The sequence below is a fragment of the Nocardia tengchongensis genome (genome assembly GCF_054781395.1).
This window is the reverse complement of record NZ_BAAGUM010000013.1, coordinates 119,481-140,792: the sequence shown is the minus strand read 5'-3', so window position 1 is coordinate 140,792 and position 21,312 is coordinate 119,481. Positions and strand designations below refer to the sequence as shown.

Sequence of the window (21,312 nt, the reverse complement as noted above, 5' to 3'; positions counted from 1 at the left end):
GATCAGAGTGGTGCCAAGGCACGGGTGATCCATTCGTTGGTCAGGGTCGCGCGAATCAGAGCAAACTTTGTGTCGCCGTCGGGGACACGTCCGTCGGCGAGGTGCGTAAGTTCTTGCCGGTCAAGAAGATTCCGGTCGCACAGCTCACCCTCGCACAGGTCCTGGGCGAGTCGGCGGTAATCGTAGCGGGTGTCCGGATCCCGTCCGCCGCCCTTACCCGCGCGGTGGACGATCTCGGTCGGCAGTTCGGTGAACAATGCCCGCTCCAGCGCGCGATCGATGCCGCGGTGCAGGTGATGGGTCCTCGAGGTGGTGAGGCTCGCGCGGATCAGCGGCCAGAACAACGCCGGTTTACGTTGGGTGATCTCACTGCCGGCCAAGGCGATCTGGTTGATCTCGGCGTTGCGCAACGCGACGTACTGGAATCCGAGCGACAGCGGCCAGGCCCCGACCTTGCTCGCGAGCGCATCCGCTACCCCCACCCTTCGTTCGCGAGACACTATCGGCGGCAACGCGTTTCCGCAGTTCGAGCGCGTAACGCATGCCCTGTACGCGGCAATGTCAACCCTTCTGGGTTAGCAATACACCACCCGCGGGCGAGGGCCAACGCCCATATCCGTTGTTGTTTCGGCGATTACTACCCGGACCCCCACCTCAGCGATCGTCGATCCTGTCGTGAGGGTCTGGAATGCCCGCCTCACCGAATCAGGATCGGCCCGGGACACACTGGCCCGCTATTGGGGATATCCCCCACTTCCGGGTGTCGGGGTGGGCGCGCGTTCCGCGATACACCACGCCGCAACTTCGGCCCGACTGCTTGCGCCGAGTTTTCCCATGATGTGGTGCACGTGGACTTCGACAGTCTTCTCCGAGATTCCCAGGGCACGCGCGATCTGACGGTTCGTCCGACCCTGTGGAACAAGTGCGGCGACCTGACGTTCGCGGCGCGTCAGGCGAGGTTTGGGTGACGAGCCCGCCGGGGCCTCGAGTTCGTCGAGGATTTCCCGCACATACCCGTCGCGGTCGGCCTCGATACGTTCGGCGCCCTCACATCTGCAGAGATCGAACTTGTGATGACCGAGCTCGTCGAGTGCTCCGCTGACCGATTCCGACGCCCACTCGGCCATGAACGGCAGAGCAGTGGTTCCCATCGCGTTCCACAGCGCGTCGCACGCGCCGACCAACTCGGCAAGACGCGAGGGTTGAGAGCGGCCGAACGCGATCACGCCTGCGGTGAACAGCGCCGTCGACAGCCCGAACAGCGCACCCAACTCGCGAAACGCCGCAAGACTGCGGTGAGCGTGGGTACGTGCGTCGGTGAACCGATCGGATCGCCACACGGACTGCGCGCGAATCAGAGAAGTCCAACTCATCCCCTCGCTGTCGCCGACTGCTCGCAGAATCCGTTCCGCGGCTTCGGCATCACGATCCGCAGCCCGATACTGTCGGCGTCCCAGTTCGACACCGGCAAGAAGCATCAGGCTCCATCCCTGCGCGAGGAGCCCCGAGGGTCTGCCCGCGTCGATCGCCGGCTCAGCCACCACCAGCGCTTCGCGGATCTGCACTTCAGCCTCGTCCACATCGTCAGCGAACAGCGCAGTCAGGCCTCGGTACTGAATAGTCCGGGCCAGCCTGGCCGAGGAGCCCAGCTGGCGGAAGATGACAGCCGCCCGATCCAACGCCTCCCGCGCCGATGCGACATCGTTCTGGAACGTGGCCAATTCTCCGACGCCGAGCCACGCGCCCGCGGTGGCCCCGGCGTCCACCTCGCCAGGCATGGCCAGCACCGTCACCAGCCACCGGCGACCCTCCCGGAAGTGGCCGCGGACTCCCCAGAAGTGTGGAAGTGCAGCGGCGATGCGGGTCGCGGTGGCCGCGTCGCCGCGTGCCACGCTCCATGCCAGGGCGGCACGGAGGTTCGGATGCGATTGTTCGAGCCGTACGAGCCACTGTGTGTCGCCACGACCACGGAACGTTGTCGCGGCAGCTTCGGCGACCGCGCAAAAGTGTTGTGCGTGTGCATGGTTGAGGCGCTCGAGATCCGCGTTCTGGCGCACATGCGCCAGGGCGTAGGTGCGCAGGGTTTCCAACAGACGATACGAATTCGGTTCCGTGTTCGTGTCGAAGACGACCAGCGACTTGTCGACGAGGGCAGCAAGTCGGCCGACGGTATCCACTCCGCACACCGCCCGGACATCGTCGATTCGGAAGCTGCCCGTAAACACCGCCAGGCTGTCGAACACCTGCCGTTCGGCAGGACTGAGCAGGTTGTAGCTCCAATCCACTGCGGCGATGAGCGTCCGGTGATGCGGTAGCGCCGCACGGTTCCCCCGCGTGAGGAGTGCGAATTGATCGTCGATGCGCGCGGCGATCTCATCAACGCTCAGCGAGCTCGTTCGGGTGGCGGCCAGCTCAATGGCCAGCGGCAGGCCGTCCAGACGCCGGCAGATCCGGGCAATGTCCACGGCGTTGTCGTTCGTTGCTGCCAGCTGCGGATGCACGGCCCGCGCCCGTTCGAGGAAGAGCTGGGTGCTGTCCGCGCCCGCGACGACACCGGCCGCGTCCGCGGATTCATCGGGAATGCTCAGACCCCTGACATGCTGGATCGCCTCACCCGCTATGGCGATCCGCTCCCGACTCGTCGCGATGATCCGCAGACCCGCGCACCGGCCGAGCAGTACCGACGCGATTGCAGCGACGGCGCCGACGAGATGCTCGCAGTTGTCGAGCACGATCAGCGCAGGCGCCGCGCTCAACCGAGCCGCGAGAACATCTTCCGTCGGACGATCGGGGTGTTCGGGCACCCCGATCACCGACGCGATCGTGTGTGGAACGAGGTCGGGGTCCGGAACCGAAGCAAGTTCGACCAGCCAGCAACCGTCGACGAACTCGTCGCTGTACTCGCGTGCAAACTCGAGTCCGAGACGGCTCTTGCCGGCACCACCTGGCCCGACGAGGGTCACCATGCGATGCCTCTGGAGCAGCACCCGAAGCTCGACCAGCTCGGACCCACGCCCGACGAAGCTGGTTACCGGGTGAGGAAGATTGTTCAGCGGCGGCGACGGTAACCAACCGCAGGAGGGAGTGGACGATCCCTCACCCAACTCGTCGACCACCGACCTGTCAGCGCCACCGAAGGCCATGGTCATGAGATTATCGTCACCACACGCCAGGGCCTGGTCAAGCTTGGGCCCACCCCCGACCCTGACCAACCAGGGATCCGAAATCCGCCCGGATCGCCGATCGAGGACCGTTATGTTGTCCGCGGCGAGGAGCAGGCCCTCGCGCTGCTCACCGGCGAAACGGGCGATGCCGATCCCGACCCGGTCGCCGGCTAGTGTCCAGGGAGGAGACAATCGCTACCCTGCCAGCATTCGGTGGGCCCATCGTGACGGCATGAGCATCCGTGAGATCGCGACCCTGATGGACCTCAGCCCGGCACGGGTCGGGCAGATCCTCGCCGAACCCGACCACGGTCCGCTCGTGGATCAATTGCGTGCGCTGCGACAGAAGTGGGGTGTCGATACCGAACCGGCGACCCGCGCCGCCGCAGATCACATCATCGCCGCGCTCACCGCCGCCGAACTCGCCGACGCCAGTCCCGAACCTGCCGGTGCCCGACGTCATCAGACCGTTTTCCGAACACCCCTGAGGCGGGCGGCAGCCGGCTCGGGCCCGGTGGACCCCTACGACCCGAAGTCGATCCGGGCGCTCGGGTGCGCGGCGGTGATTCGGTCGCGGACCTCTCGGGGGAACCGGTTGCCGTAGAGGTCGGCGGTTTCGAGGTCGGGGAGCGTGTCGAAGTCGGACGGCAAGTCTTCGAGGCCGTTGAAGGCCAGGCGGACGGTCCGCAGCCGGCGGAACGTCCCGATCCCGGCGAAGTGCTCGGGCTCGAGCCGGCGACGCTTGCCGTCCCGGCGCCACCTGTCGATCCGGAGTTCCTCCAGATCGGTCAGCTCCATGGCGAACAACTCCCGGAGGAAGGCGTGCCCGGGCTCGGGGCCGCGGCTGCTCTGCCCGCTGAAGCCGAGGACCCTCAGCGCGGGCAGGCGGCCGAGGTCCGGCAGCGGGTCGCGCAGCAGGCCGAGGCTGCCGCCGAGGTCGAGGTCCACCAGCCGGGTCAAGTGGAGCAGGCTGTCGGGGATGGTGTCGAAGTTGTTGCAGCTCAGATCGAGTCGGCGCAGGTTCGGGAAGGTGGTGACCACTTCGGGGAAGGTCAGCAGGTACCGGGCGGGACTGCCGGACATCGACACCTCCTCGACGCCGGTCAGGCCGCGCGCGGAGTCGGGGAACACGACGTTGGTGCCGTCGGCGACCAGCTTCCGCAGCCCGACCAGACCGCCGAAGGTGTCCGGCAGCAGGAATCGCGTCGACTCGGGCGGCATCCGTCCCACCTCGTACTCCGCGCCGGTCTGGACGGACAGATCGGAGATGTCGAGTTCCTCCAGCGCGGACAGCCGCCCGACGGCGGCTGGCAGGGTGAACTTGACCTCGTTCTCGTTCAGGGACGAGTTGCCGGCGACCCGCAGTACCCGCAGCCCGGCCAGGTCGCCGATCGACCCGGGCAGGGCGGTCAACTCGCAGTCGCGCACCGACAGGTGCTCCAGTCCGGTGAGCGTCCCGATCTCCTCGGGCAGCTCGCGGATCGGATTGCGGTCCAGGATCAGGGTGCGCAGCCATGGCATCCGGAGCACCTCGGCGGGGAACGCCTTCAGCTTGCGCCCGGTCAGGTCGAGATGTTCGGCCCGGTCGGCCAGGGCCCTGGACAGCTGGTCGTCCAGCGCCGCGGCCGCCGACTCGCGCGCCGACCGGGCCCCGGGCCGCAGGACGGGCAGCCCGGCACGCAGCCGGTTCAGGAACGCCTTGATGTCCAGGCGACCCTCGTCGTCGACGACCTCGGGCACGAACGCCTCGGCGAGGCCGTTCCCGGCGACGAAGTCGGCGTCCCGGTCGCAAACGCCGAGGTTGTCCACCCAGCGCGCGCCCGGGGCCGACAGTGCCATGTAGTGGTCGAAGTGGATCGCCCAGGGGGTGTCGACCACCCCGGCCGCCAGGGAGCCGTGGTTGTAATAGCCGTACACCATGTGGGTGAAAGTGCCGTTGTGGATGCGGATCTCGGCGTCGCCGCCTTCCAGTGTCTCGGCCCGGGTGTGGCCGCCGACGTAGAGCCCGGGCCAGTCCTCGTAGAGCGCGATCGGGCCGTTGACCGTCAGGTCACCGGTCACCACGATCAACTCGACATCGCCGTCGCCGTCGGCGTCCACACCGCGCAGCTCGGCGACGGCGGAGAGGAAATCCCCGTCAAGGGTGAGGTCACCGTCGAAGAACAGCACCGTGGGATCGTCGGGATCGTCTGCGGCTCCGTCGAACTCGGCGGACAACACGCCGCCCAGGCGGGCGTCCACGTCGGCGTAGGACAAGCGGTCGGGCATGGAAAAGGTCGACATGCGGGAGAGCATATGTTCGTGGCTCGGCTGCGTTGCTCGCTCGACCAGCCGCCGTCACGGGGGCGTTTGAGCCGGGCTCGGTGCAGGTTTCGCCCTGCTGGCGCTGTCCACCGCCACACCGCCGGTCACCGGCACGGTGCCGGCGTCGATCGCGGTCACCGCGCACTGGGTCGCACCGCAGCTGGTCGGCGATATCGCCTACCGCGAACGCACCGCCACCGGCTTGCGCCATCCATCCTGGCGCGGACTGCGATTCGACCGCGCACCCGAGGACATCACCATCCCTGAGGTCAACTGACCCGCCCATCCACAAGCCGCTGGCCATCGTTTTCCGAACGCCGCGGCAGCCCCTGGAAATGCCGCCAAAGAAACAGAGGGCGCTCAATCTCGTTCGGAACAAGCCTATTTCACATAGCTTCGGCCTGTGAACACTGAGAACCGGGCAGTCTGGACCCGACTGACAACCCTCGCTCCATTCATGAAAGTCGAGACGCTGCCCATCAGAGGTCTCAGAACTATCGCCGTTGCGGCCGCAGCAGCGGCCGCGCTCATTGCGGGAGCAGCCCCGGCATCGGCCGACATCGTCTCCGTCGAGCTGTTCAGCCGCACTGGCGACGGCGGGTTCCAGGGTGCCTACATCTCTGTGAGAGCGACGACCTCGACCCCGGTGACGATCGAGGTCAATGGAGTCACGCTGGGGGGCAGCCCATTTGCGCTGAGGCCAACCAACGGCGCCAACTACATCGTCACCGTCGAACTCAACCTGGCAGCCGGCGACCAGCACATCGTCGCCTCGCAGAAGACTGCCGATGGCACGACCAGCCAGCAGTCCGCCGACGTCAGGTCCAACGGCACCACTGGAAGCTCCTCCTTCACCCCGAACCCGATCCAAACGATCCTGAACGGCTTTCAAACCGGCAGCACCGGCGGCCACACCGTGACGTTCGGAGTGAACTAGGCGATGGACTCGCGGTCGAATCATTCCGTTCTGGCGCGCCCCGCCAACCTGGGTCGCCGCGGCACCGAGGCGGTCGAGAGGACCGCCTGATCGTTCTCCGAACAGCCCGGCGTGAGCGGGAATCGGCGGGAATTTGGTTCGAGTGTTCAGCCCGCGGTCACCACTGCTGCGCGGGTCCACCGTTGCACGGGATGACCTGAACGACGCTCGTGAGGGTTCTGCCCTCGAGGGTTTGGCCGTCCAGGCACATGGCTCCGTCGAGGCCATTGTGGAGAGTGTTGCCGGGGCCGGTGAACCACTCCTGCACGAGGCCGCCGTTGCACGGGATGACTTGAGCGACTCCGGTCAGGGAGGTGCCGTCCATTGTCTGCGCGTCGAGGCACATACCTGGGTTGAGGCCGTTTCGCAGACTGTTGGCGGATCCGTTGATCCACTGCTGCGCGGGCCCACTGTTGCAGGTGATGACTTGAGCGACCCCCGTCAATGTGACACCGTCCATCGTCTGCGCATCCAGACACGTGCCCTGAACGAGCCCATTGACCAGCGTCATACTCGCCGCCGAGGCCGACGGCGCGCAGATCACCATTGCCGCGGCGGCCAGCGCGGCTCCTGTCCCGAGCAGCCGCACCGGCTGCCGACTCCCCCGCTGCGCCGACGAACCGTCCGCCCACTGACCCACTCGAGTAACACGCGACTTCTTCATATAGTCCCCTCCGCATCGCATCCACATCCCGGAGCGACTTCCGTTGTAGCCGAACATCTTCCGTCCGACGCGAAGCGAAAGTATCCAGGCCAGCTTTCAAGATCCTTAACAACCTCATGCGCCCGGCCCGCCCGATCGCACTCGACAATGTCGGGCATCGTCGTTTGGCGCCGTGCTTCCCGTACCAGGCGTCCTGCTGACGGGAATGCTTTGGCGCGGTGCACATTCCGTGTATCAATCCGTGTTGCCTTTGCCCCCGGGTGGGCATGTCGTCGCCGATGCGCTGTCCGTTGTCGTAGAAGTAGAAGTGGCCAGGTCCGGAACTTGACCCGCTCGCCGACCCGGTCGGGCCGGACGAGACATTGAACGGGATTCCGGCCGCGCTCGGTGCGCAATAAACGCCCGCAAGCTGGAGGACTACAGCCACCCACTGACAGCACTGGATTGACGAGCCACTCTTCGCCGGAGAAGACCGAGACGGAGCTGGTGGGTTCTTGGAGTCCCGGACACCGCCGCCGACGCGGGGGACCGCGATGTGGCGTCGGGGTGCTGACGGCCGGTGTGGTGGACACGCGTCGCTGTGACACCGCCTGGATGGTGGCACCGTCTAGGCTTGCCGAGCGGCATCCCTCCGTGTGGGTTTGCCCCATGTGTTGTCGAGTTGCCGATAGTCGCGAACCGGAAGGCTCCAGGCATGCGACGTTCGTTCACCGGCGCCGTGGTCGCCATGGTCGCGGCGAATCTGGCCGGGGTGGGATTGTGGGCCGGTGGCGCCGGACTCGGCCGCGCTCAGCCGCCCGGCACGGATGTCTCGGGTGGGGGAGTCCATGTGACGGCGTCGGTCGACAGCATCGTGGTGAACCCGCCCGGTGACCGGACACCGAACTTCCTCATGACGTTCTCGCATGCAGCGCAGATGTCCGGCGATTACTCGGTCACCGTCGACGGCGGCCGGATCACCTCAGGTGAGGCGGTGGCGGGATTCATCCTCGGCTGCGGGATCAGTGTGGACGGCGGCTTCGGCGTCGATATCGGCACCTATCAACAGCTGGGCACGATTATTCCCGCTGGGGTCATCAGGCCCGGTGTCGTCGGAAATCTGGGCGTGGCCGAAGGCGTGTTCGCGAACCTGGGACCCGGCCAGGTCACTGTCGCGAGAACGGAGACGGCCCGCCTGGGTGCCACCACGACGTTCCCGCTTCGCATCGCGTTCAACAATGCCGCGCTCAATATCGCGCAATGCGCCTCGCCGGTGTCGGCCGTCCCGTTCGTCACCACCACGGTGAGCACCGCTGTGGGACTCGCGCAGACCACCGCCTACGGCGACCAGTTCACCTTCTGAAGCGGTGGCCCGGTTGGAGTTGTAATCCTTCGCGCCGCAAAGTGTCTCGTTGAAGGCGTGTGGGGCCCAGTGGCGCGGCTGTGGCGCGGGGGCACTGCCTTCGGGCGCGGGGAGCACGGTGACGGTCGCCGACTTCGACTGTGTGCCATCGGAATTCCGGGTATCGGGGTTCAGAGGTGACTGTCGATGCCAGGGCCGGCGGGCTGAGGCTGCACCGCGGGCCCGATCGCGACGTGTGCGAGAAACGCCGGCAGATCGATGCCCAGATGCTGGGTGACCTCACGCAGCGCGTTGTCGAGTGCCGCCCGCGTGGACCCCGGCTGGGGGTGTAGCCGCACGACGGTGCCCGCCCGCCGGATTTCGATGTGGCAGACCTTGTCACCGCGGGTGGACCCGGCGACCGGGCGCGGTGCACCGATGACGACGTGGGCCTCACCGCCGCGGCGGCCGACCCGACCGCTGATGAATATCTGCACGCGAGCACTTCCTCTTCGAGCGACGATTTCTGCCGTGGCGGTCCGAATTGCTGCTCGGGCCGGGTGGATAGGGAGGAGCCCGGAGGCTGATCCACCCGGCCCGAGCACGATGCGCCGCTCGGAGTCTGCGAAGCGGGGCATCGATTCCGGAGTCGTCCACGGTTGACCCCGGCCGGATGATCCGAAATGAGAATGCGGCGCGATAACCGTGCCCTGATTCCCGCCACGCTCCACGATCGGCTCACCCGTACCGCACCGTATCGAGATCCTGGGCTGGAGCGGCCCGAATGCCGCGTTGATGGCACGAATCGAGAGTGTCCAGGCACGGAAAGTCACCGACATCTCGGAATTAGCTACGTGATCGAGATTGTCGTGCAGAATGCCGAACAGAACCGGCCCGACCGGTCGGTGAACCCTAATGGGGTGAAACACCCCCACAGCCGTGCGCCCAGTCGCAGTGGCACCCTCGGCCGGTGGCCGGCACCGGCTCGCAGAGCCCACGGGCAACGTCTGTCCTGGGGCGGTCGGCCCCGGCGCCGGCCGGGGCCGACCGCGCCCTGGCTGAGGATCGTTTTCCGAACGTCTATCGGGCACGCCTGTTCGGTTCCGGCTATCGAAGCCGATGCCGCCCGACCGTCGAGTTCGGTAGGGCGGGAAGTACATCGGTGGGTGTATCCAGCGCTATGTGCAGGCGGGTGCAGAAGGCGTCGATACTGTCGTAGCGAGTGAGAATCTCTCCGAGTAGCCGGTGACCGGCTGTCGCCTCGATTGTGTCGCTCACTTCTTTCCCCTCTCGGAAGTGCTGCCGCGGGTCTGGACTGGCGTTGCCCGGCATTCTGCACGGTGTCCTCGCCCCCGGGGCAGTTTCTTCGTAGCTATCTATGACTTTTTGTGCCGAGAGCACTCTCGATTCGTGTCAGCGGGCGACGAATCGACCTGCTCGGACCTCGGCGGCCAGTACGGTCCGGTGAAGGGTGGGCTGATCGGGGACATGCGGCGGTGCTCGGGTTCGGTTACTCCGCCGCGACCGTTTCGCTTCGCCCTGCCGGGTGGATCGCTCAGACTCCCGATCCACCCGGCCCCGCCAAGCCATCACCGGTGAAAGTCCGGCACGGGAGTTCATCCGCCTGGGCTTGTTCGCCGACCGGCATCCGGCGCGAGCCAGCCCGGGTAGAGATTCACTAGGGGGTTGCCAAAGCCCGGGTTTCTGGCACGAAAGGTCATACCTTTCAGTGCTGTTGCGCCGTCTTTCCCCGTCTACAGTGGTCGTCGTCGCCGAGTGCTGGGGGTTCGCTCGGAGATGATGGGTAGGTGTCTCGACTCTGTCGGTCCCAAACGCACGTCCCAGCGTTCGGCAATCGAGACCCCTACTCCCGGCCCAGCCCCCTCACCGGTCTCCGTCAGGCTGCAGTAGCGACTCCCATGGCCGGCGCAGGCGCTGCTGGTCGGCCTTGCTGAGGGTGTGACGGGAAACCTCCACGAAGACGGCCATTTCCGTGGCCATGCGGAAGTAGCTGATCCAGTCGTCTGGTGCAGTACTGAAATGTCTTTCCAATACGTGCTCGACCACGGCGAGCGGGTAGTTGTACTGAGCACGGAAGTGCGCTAGGCGAGATTCGAGCTCCGGGGGAGGTCCCAGCCACCCGGCATCCCGAGCGAATTGTATTGCGGAGTGCGGCATCTGACGAGCTTCCGCAAGTAGATCGGCCATGGGGAGAACATCGCCGACACCGGCCGAGTATTACTCATTTATCAAAATCGTCCAGAATGCCAGTATTGTCCGATTGCCTCACAACAGGTGTGCCGAAAATTGGCAGAAAAGCAGACAACGCCTTTCGTTGACTACCGCGTCGGTAAGCCGTCCACACCACCACTCGGGACCGCGACGAACGCATTTATGTGTTCTCCGGCGCCAGAAATGACCGGCGCCTCGAACGGCGGATCCCCGAGCCGAACGGCAGCCCAACTGGCCGGGGCCCGCAGAGCTACCGGCACGAACATCGATCTCGAACACACCTGCGTGGGGAGGAAGTTGGGGTCAACCGGGAAGTCCGGTCCGGATCAAGACCCGCTGGGTGCTGGAGCGCCGGGGCGACGGCGGCCGCTGTTGTCGACCACGGCGCTCAGGTAGTCGATGCCGGTCAGGTAACTGGGCTCGAACGTGTCGGGCTCCTTCTCCATCGGAGGCGGGTTCCAGGTGCCGTCGGAGTTCATCGAGGGCGTGCCGGGGCGGTATCCGCCGGGCACCCAGTGGCCGGTGCACCCGACCTGCAGCTGCTCGGTGGTGCGGCTGTTCACCCAGACCGACGTCTCGTACCCGTCACCGAATCCCGAGCAGTGCACCCGCACCTGGATGCGATAGATGTCGTCGGTGTCGTTGCGGCAGCTGCGATCACTGCACGAAACCCCCTCGGCCAGATCCGTCGCGAATGCGGCCGGGGCCAGGGCGCAAGCCGCGGCGGTGATCAGGGCCGCAGTGCCCAGACCGACCAGCAACCGTTGAGTCATGTGTGAATCAGCTCCTATCGACTTCGACCCGACCTGGGATTCAGCTTGCCGCACAGGAGGTTTCACGCATATCGGGGTAAACCCGGAATTCGCTCAGCGGGTTTGACGGTGACGGTGATGGTCGGGGCCTTCGAGCCGGCCCCCGCCCGCATCCCCCAGCGACCTCGAACCCAGGCCGGCCCAGCACGGTGGCCATGGTCAGCTTCCGGACGCCGATGTCAACGGGCCGTAACGACCTCATCATCAGTCGGCCACGATTGGGCACCGACCGATTGAGAGGGGCGATCTGTTGGTATGCGCTGTGTGTCGGCGCAGTGCACAACCCCGACCACTGAGCCGACACCAGGGTCGTGCCCCACGTGCACTACCGCGACGCTGGGGCGCGACCCGCGCGATCGGTACCTGGTCCACACCGGGTGCGCCAGGCTGCGCCCGCTGGGTTCGATCTCGGCTGTAGACCCCGAGAATCGGCTCGAACGTAGCCCGCCCTTGACCTTGAATGCCTAACATGGCGCACGTCGGCCCCCTCTGCGGTGGTGCAGACCCCTCGGCATTGCCCCTGGGCCTTGGTGGTATTCCTCGCGTGCGGTCGACCTCGGCGTACACCGCCGCAGCGAGTTGCGAATCCAGCCCGCCCGGTGAGACCCGGCGTCGGGCCAGAGATTCGGAGGTGCCCCATGACAGCAACCCCACGAGAACCACGCGGCGACAGGCTCGCTCGCCGGGCGGGAAAGCGGCATACGACGACACCCACCATCACCAGCGGTTCCGGTGACGATGTTCCCGTGGTGCGCTGGCCGGAGCCGAGTCGGCTCGAATCGTGGTGGCACGCCGTCATGCATCCTGCCGCCGAGCCACCCACACCCACATGACCAGAACTGGCGGGAGCATCACGACGATGCGACCGTTCGATCATCAGGAAGGTTCAGCAATGTTCGCAATGACCAGGCAAACGGTGGCTCGGGCCGTCCTCGCCGGTGCGATTGCGGTGGCTCCGGTCACCGCCGTGACCGTACCGACCCAGGCCGATGTGGTCACCAACTATGCCCCCACCCCTGTCGATCAGCACTTGGACCACGGCTCGGAAGCCAAGCACTTCTTGTTCCCTCCGGGCTGGGGAATCCCTCCGGGATGGTTCAAGCATCTACTGCCGTTCGAGTTCTTCGATTGGTTCGATTGGGACTAGCAGAGCGCTCGATACAACCGCCGGCGCCGACACTCGCACGGTCGCCGATGCATGCGCTGCGCCCGCACGCATGTCCGGATTGCGGCTCCCCGGCAGATCCTTGGTGGTGACGAGTTCCTGCTCCCTTCAGTGCAGTTCGTTGTCAGGCGCTGCCGGTGGAGGGGGAGCTGTGGACGCCGCAGTTCACCGGTGCGGGTGTTTGGATCGGGGTCCCGGCTGGGGCGGGTTGGACGGTGATGGTGATGGTCGGGGCATACACTGCGCACCTCATGACCGATAGTGCCGAATCGCGGTGCCCTGTCGAATGTCGTCGGTGCGGCTGGCTAGTGTTCTTCGCCGTGGCCGCAACTGGCGCGGGTGTGGAGATTACGAACTCCAAAGTTCCTGGCGCAGAGCGTGGCTCGTGGTCGGCTGTGGTGAGGGAACGGGGTTCGGGTCGTGGAGTTGGCGCGTGGTGCAAATGCGCTCGTGGCCGCGTCGGCGGTGTCGCTGGTTCTGCAGTGGGATGGTGGTCGGGAAGTGGACCCGCACGCTCTGCTGCTGGCGGAGTCGGGGAAGATCCGATCCGACGATGATTTCGTGTTCTTCAACGCTCCCGAGCATCCGTCCGGTGCCGTGGTCTTGGAGCGGGTTGTAGCCGGCCAGGCCGGGCTGGCGGTGAACCTGAGCGCTATCGAGCCCAGCGTGGATCGTGTCGTGATCGCGGGATCAGTGGCATCGGGGTCGTTCCAGGACGTTCCAGCGCTGGTACTCAGCGTGCTCGGAACCGGGGGCCGACTGTTCGACTATCGGGTGTCGGGCCCGGAAGCCGTGCAGGCCATGGTGTTCGGTGAGTTCTATCGCCGGGACGGCGGCTGGAAGTTCCGTGCGGTCGGGCAGGGCTGGTCGAGCGGATTGCGCGGACTCGCTGAGGAATTCGGCGTCTCGGTGGACGATGACGAGACCCCCGCGCAGGTCATCGCACCGGGTTGGTACGCGGCACCCGACGGCACCGGGCACATGCAGTGGTGGAATGGGACGGCCTGGGCGGCTGACCGTCGACCGCGGCATCCACAACATGAACCGGCGATCTGCGAGCGGTGCGGGCGTCCACGGGCTGTGCACCGAGTCGGTGGCGCACCCCGAAGTCGGAGTTTCGGCCAATCGTCCGCGCAGCCAACGGTTGTCGCGTCGCCGTGTCAATGGTGTCAGCGCGAGGTTCAGCGCCTGATGGACGCCTGGCGAGGTCAGGCATGGCAGGTGCTGACCGAGGACGGCCCCTGGGGTTCGCGGTGGGACGACCTGTGGGTGACGCTCAGGTTCCACATGATCAGTGAGGCGACCGGGCGCGAGGCCCTGAGGTCGTTGGCTATCGCGCATCTGGAGCGGATGGTCGCCTTCGCCTTCGCCGACAACCAGATCGATCAGCAAGAACTGGACGACTTCGAACGGACCGTTTCCGAGTTGCAGGCCGCGACCGATCTGTCCACCGCGGGATCGCTCATTCATGGTCTGCGGCAACGGATGCTCCGTGGCCGGTCACTCGCCGAGGTTCGGGCCGGAGACCTTCCCCGGCTGAGCCGTCCCGATCTACATCTCGCAATGGACGAGTTGCTGCACGTGGACGTCGACGCGACGCAGATACGCTTCCTGGCCAGCGGTCCGAAGCAGACCACGGGCCGCCTGCTCGGCAGCAGCAGCAAGCTGCGTTTCATCGGTGCCGGGACGGGATCCGAACTGGCGTGGGCCAAGATCGTTGCCATCCGGCACGAATACGACACGGTCGTTATCGATGCGACGACAGCTCGGGGCGGTGGCAGCTACCGGGTGCGGGATGCCGAGTATGTCGCAGCGGTGCTCGAGGGCGCGCTGCGCGTCGCGAAGCGTCTCGTGCTCGCGCCCGGACAACGCGACTCCCGTGCGATCCCGCAGGAGATGAAATCCCGAGTCTGGCAACGCGACGGCGGGAAATGTGTCGAGTGCGGAGCCCAGGAGTACCTCGAATTCGACCATGTCATCCCCTGGAGCAGAGGCGGTGCTACCAGCGTCGACAACCTCCAGATCCTGTGCCGCGGCTGCAACCTGGCCAAGGGCGCGCGAATGTGATCGCGCCCGCGGTCCCGGCGTCAGCGCTTCCAGACGCCGCTGGCGAGGAAGACGTCCCACTGGTCGGTGGTGAACCACAGCTCTGGACCTCGGGCGTGGTCCTTGGTGTCGCGGACACCGACTCGGTCGTGGCCGAGGAAAACCTCGACGCACTCGTTGGCCTGGGCGGATCGGCTGGACTTGAACCACTCGTCCATCGGCGGCTTCTTGATCATGCTGAATGCTCCCTCGCCATCCTCGATACCAGATCCCTGGTGTCTTCTTCACTCAACGCTACCGCTTGCATTCCCGCTACCGCCTGCTTGTAGCGATCGATGACGTCACGCCGTTCGAGGTAGAGCGCTCCCTCCGCGCCCTCGGTATATATCACAGGCGGCTCCATCAATTTGCTTGCCATGGGCGGGAATTCGAGCAGCGTGAAGGACTGGACTATCAGTCCGGGATGAGTGCCTACCTGATGAGGAACAATTCGGATCGAAACATTTGGTCGTTCACCGATTTCCGCGAGGTGGCGCAGCTGCGCGGTCAAAACTCCTGGACCGCCGGGTTGATGCAACAATACGGACTCCGACAGTAGTGCAACGAGATTCAAGCTGTCATTGACCAGGCGTTGCTGCCGTCGGGCGGCAAGCTCGAGCAGCCTCTCGACATCGACCGCGGACATCTCGGGAACTGTGGCGGTAATGATCGCGCGACGGTATGCCGGAGCTTGCAGAATGCCCGGTACGAGTACCAGCTGATGGGACGTCATCTGCGTCGCCGCGTCCTCCAGTCGGAGGTAGTGGTCGAAGTAGGTCTTGTACACATCGCTGTACCCCTGCCACCAGCCCTTGCTAGTGCCCTGCGCTTTGGCCAACTTGTCTTGTCGTCTGACCGCATCCCACATCTCGAGCGCCTCCGCATGCTCGGCGGGTGCAACCTGATAGATGTCGAGCAGCCGCTCGATCTGCGGTGTCGAGATCTTCGATGGCAGGCCGTCCTCCAGTCGCAGGATGGTCGGCGGCGAGACGTCGATCGCTAATCCCGCCGTCAGCATGCTTTTCTGTGATCGCTCCCGGAATGACCGGAGAAGGCGGCCGAATCCTCGTCGGGGGATGGTGGATCCAGTCATTTCGTTACCCTCGCTATCTGGGTTGATACGCGATGAAACGTTCCTCACTGTAATTCCATTGTATTTCAAGGCACTTCGGCCATGATTGTTTCATCCAAACGTCTCCCGGTGTCTACTTTCAGTCAGCGGCAGGTGCGGACGGCGCGCATCCGACCTCCGCCAAATCCACGCTCGGGGAACACCATCGACGAGGAGATGGTTGTAATGGCTTTGGACACATGCTCATTCGTTTTGGTTGTGATGTCGTGCGCGCTGATCATCGCCGCCATCCACTGGGGAGTCTCCGATGACACCCCGCGAACTCCGCCCGCGCCGAGTGACGCGCTCCTCGTCGCGGGCGGGCACCACCTTCCCCGCGTCCCCTTGCACAACCGCCACCGCCGGCACGGCCGGCACCGGGCCTGGTGACGACGTGTACTCCGCCTTCTCGCACTACCGGATTCCGGCGCTCGGCCCCTTGACCGCCCTGGAACTCCGCGCCCTGCTGCTACGTCACATGACCTGCATCGCGGGCCACGGCCACACCCCTCAGGATTGCAGCGCCCGCACCCAACTGCTCGAGATCGCCGCTCAGTGAGACACCGGGCCGACCGGGTCGGCGTCTCATTGCGCCATTTCGCGCAGCAGCGTCCGGCAGAGGCGGTCGGCTCGGCGGGTGGTTTCGGGCTGGCGGAACTCCGGGGTGAGGGCCAGGACCTGGGCGCAGGCGGTGTCCAGGTCGATGAGGTGGCCTACCGAGACGAAGACCGGCTTCACGCCGGTTCGGGTGCGGAGGGCTCGGCCTACCGGGTCGCCGTCGATGGTGATGACGGAGGAGGAGCCCCGGTCGGGGCCCGGTTCCTCGTAGTCGCCCCAGGCGTTCTTGGCGACGCCGAGGGTGGGGATCCCGGTCAGTAGGCCCAGGTGGCAGGCGAAGCCGAAGCGGCGGGGATGGGTCAGGCCCTGGGAGTCGCAGATGATCAGATCCGGTGTGACGGTGAGGTTTTCCAGGGCTGCCACCGTGGTGGGGAGTTCGCGGAAGGCGAGCCGGCCGGGGAGGTAGGGGAAGGCGGTGGTGCCGCGGGCGGTGGCGGTTTCGACGGTGTCGAGGGTGGTTGCGTCGAGAATCACGATGGCGGCGGCCACATTGCCGTTGTCGTCGTAGGCGGAGTCGAGGCCGGCGATCGTCCGGAACTGCGGTGGACGGGGATTCGCGGCGATCACCTCGGCGCGCAGCCGATCTTGAAGTGCCACTGCCTCTTCCGGCGTGCGTGGCCAGGGACCGGGATTCGCTACCTTCACTTCTCGGAGCGTAAACCTTCGCCTCGATTGCTACGAATAAGAACCGTAGGCCCCGGCCGATTCCGAGTCCTGCTCCCGGCGCGGGTACCGTTGTCGCCGCCGTCACAGGGCGACCGGTATTCGGGCCTCGGTAAGCTCGGAGCCGGTAAGGGTGAGGACTCAGTTGAAAGTAGGCAGCCGATCGTGAGCAGTGCCATCGCATTGGGGATGCCGGCCGCACCGGCGGCCGTCCTCGCACCACGGCGCAAGACGCGCCAGCTGATGGTGGGCAATGTCGGAGTGGGGAGCGAATTCCCTGTCTCGGTTCAGTCGATGACCACCACCAAGACCCATGACATCAACGCCACCCTGCAGCAGATCGCGGAGCTGACCGCGTCCGGCTGCGACATCGTGCGCGTCGCCTGCCCGCGTCAGGAGGACGCGGACGCGCTGGCGACCATCGCCAAGAAGTCGCAGATCCCGGTGATCGCCGACATCCACTTCCAGCCGCGCTACATCTTCGCCGCCATCGACGCGGGCTGTGCCGCGGTGCGCGTCAACCCTGGCAACATCAAGGAGTTCGACGGCCGCGTCAAGGAGGTCGCCAAGGCGGCCGGCGACGCGGGCATCCCGCTGCGCATCGGCGTCAACGCCGGTTCGCTGGACAAGCGCCTGCTGGAGAAGTACGGCAAGGCCACCCCCGAAGCCCTGGTCGAGTCCGCGCTGTGGGAGGCGGGCCTGTTCGAGGAGCACGGCTTCGGCGACATCAAGATCTCGGTCAAGCACAACGACCCGGTTGTCATGGTCGAGGCCTACCGTCAGCTGGCCGCGCGCTGCGACTACCCGCTGCACCTGGGTGTCACGGAGGCCGGTCCGGCCTTCCAGGGCACCATCAAGTCGGCCGTGGCCTTCGGCGCGCTGCTGAGCGAGGGCATCGGCGACACCATCCGCGTCTCGCTCTCGGCCCCGCCCGCCGAGGAGATCAAGGTCGGCTCCCAGATCCTGCAGTCGCTGAACCTGCGTCCCCGCAAGCTGGAGATCGTCTCCTGCCCGTCGTGTGGTCGCGCCCAGGTCGACGTCTACACCCTGGCCAACGCGGTCTCCGCGGGGCTCGAGGGCATGGAGGTCCCGCTGCGTGTGGCCGTCATGGGCTGCGTCGTGAACGGTCCCGGCGAGGCCCGCGAGGCCGACCTGGGTGTCGCCTCCGGCAACGGCAAGGGACAGATCTTCGTCAAGGGTGAGGTCATCAAGACCGTGCCCGAGCACCTGATCGTGGAAACCCTCATCGAAGAGGCCCTGCGCATCGCCGAGGACATGGGCGACATCGCGGGTTCCGGCGCCCCGGTGGTCACCGCGGGCTGACCCACTCCGATCGACCGGCCCGGCCTCGCCTCCGTGCGAAGGACCGGGCCGTCGCCGTTTTCGCTGGTCGATGGGCGGTTGGGGGCAATCTTGCGGCGCGGACCGGGAAGTTCTGGCAGGCTGTGAGCGTGCGGAGTGTGCTGGAGCCGACTCGCCGGGGCCGGATATCCGGGGCCCGTCAGCTCGCGAACCGCGATCTGACGCAGGTTCTGCGTGTGCTCGATACCGATCCGGTGGCGACCTGCATGGTCGCCGCGCGTCTGCAGGAGTTCGGCCTCGACCAGCGCGGCGTGTACGGCGAACTGTGGAGCCGGGGCGGGCCGGGGGACTCGCTGTGCTTCTCGGGGGCCAATCTGGTGCCGCTGCGTGGCGGCCGCGACGATCTGCGCGCCTTCGCCGAGAAGGCGATCAAGGGGCCGCGGGTGTGTTCGTCGGTGGTGGGCCGGCGGGAGCTGACCTTGCCGCTGTGGGAGTTGCTGGCCGCGCACTGGGGTGCGCCGCGGGAGCTGCGTGACGATCAGCCGTTGCTCGCGTTGGATCGGCCCGCCGCTATCGCTCCGGATTTGCGGGTGCGCCGGGTGCGGCCCGAGGAGATCGATCGGTATCTGGTCGCGGCGATCGCCATGTTCACCGAGGAGATCGGCATCGACCCCCGGTCGGGCGACGGCGGGCGCAGCTATCGACGCCGGGTGGCGGGGCTTATCGAATCCGGCCGGGCCTGGGCGCGATTCGAGGACGGTGAGGTCGTCTTCAAGGCGGAGGTCGGCGCGTTGTCGCGACGCACCGGGCAGATTCAGGGCGTATGGGTCCATCCGGACAAACGCGGCGAAGGGTACGGAACGTCCGGCACCGCGGCCGTGGCCAATGTGGTGGTGTCCTCCGGGCGCACCGCCAGCCTGTATGTCAACTGCTACAACGACGTTGCGCGCCGCGCCTACGCGAAGGTCGGGTTCCGGCAGATCGCAACATTCGCGACGGTGCTGCTGGATTGACCGGATTTCCTGTGATGTCTGCGTGAAATCCGTTCCGGTGCAGTGTGTCGCACTGGTTTGCCAGTAGTTGGCTCTAGCATCTGACCCGATGTCAACTCGGGTTTTTTCCACGCTGATCGCCGCCGCGGTCGCGGTCGCCGCGGCCGGGTGTTCGTCGGGTCCCCAGGGGCCCGCGCAGGCCGCCGAGGCCTTCGTCTCCGATTTCGCCGACCACGACGTGGACTCGGCCGCCGACCGCACCAGCCAGCCCGAAAGAGCCCGTGCCGCACTCGGTTCGGCGTGGGATCAGCTGCAGGCGGAGAAGCTGGTGGCGACCACCGGCGCGGCCCGGGTCACCGGCGACACCGCCGTCGTCGACTACACCTACGAGTGGCACCTGCCCAAGGACCGCGTCTGGACCTACCAGGGCCAGCTGCAGATGGGCCGCGCCGACGGCAAGTGGCAGGTGCGCTGGTCCGCGGCCGACATCCACCCGCAGCTGGGCAATACCCAGACGCTGCAACTGCGTTCGAACCCGGCGCCGCGCGCCCGCGTGAACGAGCGCTCCGGCGGGGATGTTCTGGTGCCGGGCTCGCTGTACCGCGTGCAGTTCAAGCCGTCGGCCTCGTCGGATCCCAACGGTGTCAGTGTCGCGCTGGCGAATGCCTTGCGCCGCTTCGACGACAAGATCGACGCCGCGACGCTGCTACGCGCCGCCCGCCGCGCCGACGGCCCCTACACCGCCGCCCAGCTCACGGAATGGGAGTTCGGCGAGGTCAATTCGGCGCTCATGGGCCTGTCCGGGGTGACGTTCAGCAAGGAATTCGATCTGGTCCCCACCGACCGCCACTTCGCCCCGGATCTGATGACCCAGATCCGCAAGACCGTCATCGACGAGGTGGACGGCAAGGCCGGCTGGAGCGTGGTGACCGTCAACTCCAACGGCGTCGACACCGATGTGCTCGAGGAGGTCGACCCGCAGACCTCCCCGTCCTTCTCGCTCAGCGTGGACCGCTACGTCCAGAATTCCGCGCAGCGCGCGGTGGACGCTCGCACCGAGCAGGCCATGATGGTCGTGGTGCAGCCGTCCACCGGCGCGATTCTGGCCGTCGCCCAGAACGAGGCGGCCGACAAGGACGGACCGGTTGCGGCGACCGGTCTCTATCCGCCGGGTTCGACGTTCAAGACGGTGACGGCCGCCGCGGCCATGACCGCCGGCCTTGCCACCCCCGACACCGTGGTGCCGTGCCCGAGCCAGATCGTGGTGGGCGAGCGCACCATTCCCAACTACGACCTGTTCAGCGTCGGCAGCGTGGCGATGGCGACCGCGTACGAGCGCTCCTGCAACACGTCCTTCGCCAAGCTGGCGTCCGAACTCGAGGGCGATGACCTGCGCACCGCGGCGGCCGCGCTGGGCCTCGGCCTGGACTACACGATCGCGGGCCTGCCGACCGCGTCCGGTTCGGTGCCCGCCGACCACGATCTGGTGCAGCGCGCCGAGGACGGCATCGGTCAGGGCAAGGTGCTGGCCAGCCCGTTCGGTATGGCGTTGGTGGCGGCGACGGTCGCGCACGGTTCGGCGCCGGTGCCGTATCTGATCGCGGGTCATCAGACCCAGGTGTCGGGGGACCGGCCGCACTTGAAGCCGGAAGTGATCGACGGTCTGCGCCTGATGATGCGCAAGGTGGTGCTCGGCGGTACGGCCGAGCGCATCGTCGATCAGGGTGAGGTGTACGGGAAGACCGGCGAGGCCGAGGTGGACGGCGGTTCGCACTCGTGGTTCATCGGCTACCGCGGCGATCTGGCCTGGGCGACGCTGGTCGTGCGCGGCGGCAGTTCGGACAATGCGGTGGCGGTGACGCGCGATATGGTCGCGGCCTTGCCCGCGGGGTATTGATGGAGG

General features: G+C 66.5%; 19 protein-coding genes and 1 pseudogene. 11 read left to right on the top strand and 9 right to left on the bottom strand.

The features are described 5' to 3' along the window. Nucleotides 1-2 precede the first annotated feature (2 nt). Complete coding sequence (locus ACYVKL_RS26240; protein WP_379171716.1) at nt 3-410, bottom strand: hypothetical protein; 408 nt, start codon at nt 408-410, stop codon at nt 3-5. A 324-nt stretch (nt 411-734) separates the two neighbouring features. Then, the gene (locus ACYVKL_RS26235; protein WP_379171714.1) at nt 735-3,149 is read right to left on the bottom strand and encodes an ATP-binding protein; all 2,415 of its coding nucleotides are present in this window, start codon (nt 3,147-3,149) and stop codon (nt 735-737) included. A gap of 247 nt (nt 3,150-3,396) precedes the next feature. On the opposite strand from ACYVKL_RS26235, the gene ACYVKL_RS26230 reads away from it, so the two are divergent. Further along, on the top strand, nt 3,397-3,768 hold the full coding sequence (locus ACYVKL_RS26230; protein ID WP_379171712.1) for a hypothetical protein: 372 nt from the start codon (nt 3,397-3,399) through the stop codon (nt 3,766-3,768). On the opposite strand, the gene ACYVKL_RS26225 is transcribed toward ACYVKL_RS26230, so the two are convergent. After that, nucleotides 3,687-5,447, bottom strand: a complete 1,761-nt coding sequence (locus tag ACYVKL_RS26225) for a leucine-rich repeat domain-containing protein (RefSeq protein ID WP_379171710.1) — start codon at nt 5,445-5,447, stop codon at nt 3,687-3,689. The genes ACYVKL_RS26230 and ACYVKL_RS26225 overlap by 82 nt on opposite strands. Nucleotides 5,448-5,541: 94 nt before the next feature. Here ACYVKL_RS26225 and ACYVKL_RS26220 point away from each other — a divergent pair, with 94 nt between their 5' ends. Together ACYVKL_RS26220 and ACYVKL_RS26215 are read left to right on the top strand one after the other, a co-directional pair. Next, on the top strand, nt 5,542-5,745 hold the full coding sequence (locus ACYVKL_RS26220) for an ATP dependent DNA ligase (RefSeq protein ID WP_379172070.1): 204 nt from the start codon (nt 5,542-5,544) through the stop codon (nt 5,743-5,745). A 180-nt stretch (nt 5,746-5,925) separates the two neighbouring features. Continuing rightward, nucleotides 5,926-6,405, top strand: a complete 480-nt coding sequence (locus tag ACYVKL_RS26215) for a hypothetical protein (RefSeq protein ID WP_379171708.1) — start codon at nt 5,926-5,928, stop codon at nt 6,403-6,405. Between the two features lie 157 nt (nt 6,406-6,562). Here the strand turns inward: ACYVKL_RS26215 and ACYVKL_RS26210 are convergent, their stop codons facing one another. After that, on the bottom strand, nt 6,563-7,033 hold the full coding sequence (locus ACYVKL_RS26210; RefSeq protein ID WP_379171706.1) for a ricin-type beta-trefoil lectin domain protein: 471 nt from the start codon (nt 7,031-7,033) through the stop codon (nt 6,563-6,565). A 769-nt stretch (nt 7,034-7,802) separates the two neighbouring features. On the opposite strand from ACYVKL_RS26210, the gene ACYVKL_RS26205 reads away from it, so the two are divergent. Continuing rightward, entirely contained in the window at nt 7,803-8,450 is a 648-nt protein-coding gene (locus tag ACYVKL_RS26205; protein WP_379171704.1) for an MspA family porin, read from the top strand. Nucleotides 8,451-8,620: 170 nt separating this feature from the next. Here ACYVKL_RS26205 and ACYVKL_RS26200 read toward each other — a convergent pair whose 3' ends face one another. Then, on the bottom strand, nt 8,621-8,926 hold the full coding sequence (locus ACYVKL_RS26200; protein ID WP_379171702.1) for a hypothetical protein: 306 nt from the start codon (nt 8,924-8,926) through the stop codon (nt 8,621-8,623). Between the two features lie 2,061 nt (nt 8,927-10,987). After that, complete coding sequence (locus ACYVKL_RS26195; protein WP_379171700.1) at nt 10,988-11,434, bottom strand: hypothetical protein; 447 nt, start codon at nt 11,432-11,434, stop codon at nt 10,988-10,990. Nucleotides 11,435-12,332: 898 nt separating this feature from the next. Here ACYVKL_RS26195 and ACYVKL_RS26190 point away from each other — a divergent pair. From ACYVKL_RS26190 to ACYVKL_RS26180, 3 genes and pseudogenes are all read left to right on the top strand, one after another. Further along, nucleotides 12,333-12,620, top strand: coding sequence for a hypothetical protein (locus ACYVKL_RS26190; protein WP_379171698.1), 288 nt, complete (start codon nt 12,333-12,335; stop codon nt 12,618-12,620). A gap of 438 nt (nt 12,621-13,058) precedes the next feature. Beyond that, nucleotides 13,059-13,526 (top strand): annotated as a pseudogene (locus tag ACYVKL_RS26185) (TerD family protein); the annotation flags it as partial. 303 nt (nt 13,527-13,829) lie between these two features. Then, nucleotides 13,830-14,705, top strand: a complete 876-nt coding sequence (locus tag ACYVKL_RS26180) for an HNH endonuclease (protein WP_379172067.1) — start codon at nt 13,830-13,832, stop codon at nt 14,703-14,705. A gap of 20 nt (nt 14,706-14,725) precedes the next feature. On the opposite strand, the gene ACYVKL_RS26175 is transcribed toward ACYVKL_RS26180, so the two are convergent. After that, nucleotides 14,726-14,920, bottom strand: coding sequence for a DUF397 domain-containing protein (locus ACYVKL_RS26175; protein ID WP_379171696.1), 195 nt, complete (start codon nt 14,918-14,920; stop codon nt 14,726-14,728). Continuing rightward, entirely contained in the window at nt 14,917-15,816 is a 900-nt protein-coding gene (locus tag ACYVKL_RS26170; RefSeq protein WP_379171694.1) for a helix-turn-helix domain-containing protein, read from the bottom strand. Before ACYVKL_RS26170 ends, ACYVKL_RS26175 begins: the two co-directional genes overlap by 4 nt. A 286-nt stretch (nt 15,817-16,102) precedes the next feature. Here ACYVKL_RS26170 and ACYVKL_RS26165 point away from each other — a divergent pair, with 286 nt between their 5' ends. Then, nucleotides 16,103-16,393 carry a hypothetical protein gene (locus ACYVKL_RS26165; protein WP_379171691.1) on the top strand — a complete coding sequence of 97 codons (291 nt, stop codon included), beginning with the start codon at nt 16,103-16,105 and terminating at the stop codon, nt 16,391-16,393. A gap of 26 nt (nt 16,394-16,419) precedes the next feature. On the opposite strand, the gene ACYVKL_RS26160 is transcribed toward ACYVKL_RS26165, so the two are convergent. Next, nucleotides 16,420-17,049 carry an endonuclease V gene (locus ACYVKL_RS26160; protein ID WP_379171689.1) on the bottom strand — a complete coding sequence of 210 codons (630 nt, stop codon included), beginning with the start codon at nt 17,047-17,049 and terminating at the stop codon, nt 16,420-16,422. Between the two features lie 255 nt (nt 17,050-17,304). On the opposite strand from ACYVKL_RS26160, the gene ispG reads away from it, so the two are divergent. The 3 genes from ispG (at nt 17,305) to ACYVKL_RS26145 (ending at nt 21,306) form a co-directional block, all read left to right on the top strand. Further along, nucleotides 17,305-18,438 (top strand): flavodoxin-dependent (E)-4-hydroxy-3-methylbut-2-enyl-diphosphate synthase, encoded by a 1,134-nt coding sequence (gene ispG, locus ACYVKL_RS26155; RefSeq protein WP_379172065.1) that lies wholly within the window; start codon nt 17,305-17,307, stop codon nt 18,436-18,438. Between the two features lie 128 nt (nt 18,439-18,566). After that, nucleotides 18,567-19,430, top strand: a complete 864-nt coding sequence (locus ACYVKL_RS26150; RefSeq protein WP_379171687.1) for a GNAT family N-acetyltransferase — start codon at nt 18,567-18,569, stop codon at nt 19,428-19,430. A gap of 88 nt (nt 19,431-19,518) precedes the next feature. Next, nucleotides 19,519-21,306: a penicillin-binding transpeptidase domain-containing protein gene (locus tag ACYVKL_RS26145; protein WP_379171684.1), complete on the top strand. Its 1,788-nt coding sequence runs from the start codon at nt 19,519-19,521 to the stop codon at nt 21,304-21,306. Nucleotides 21,307-21,312: the final 6 nt, after the last annotated feature.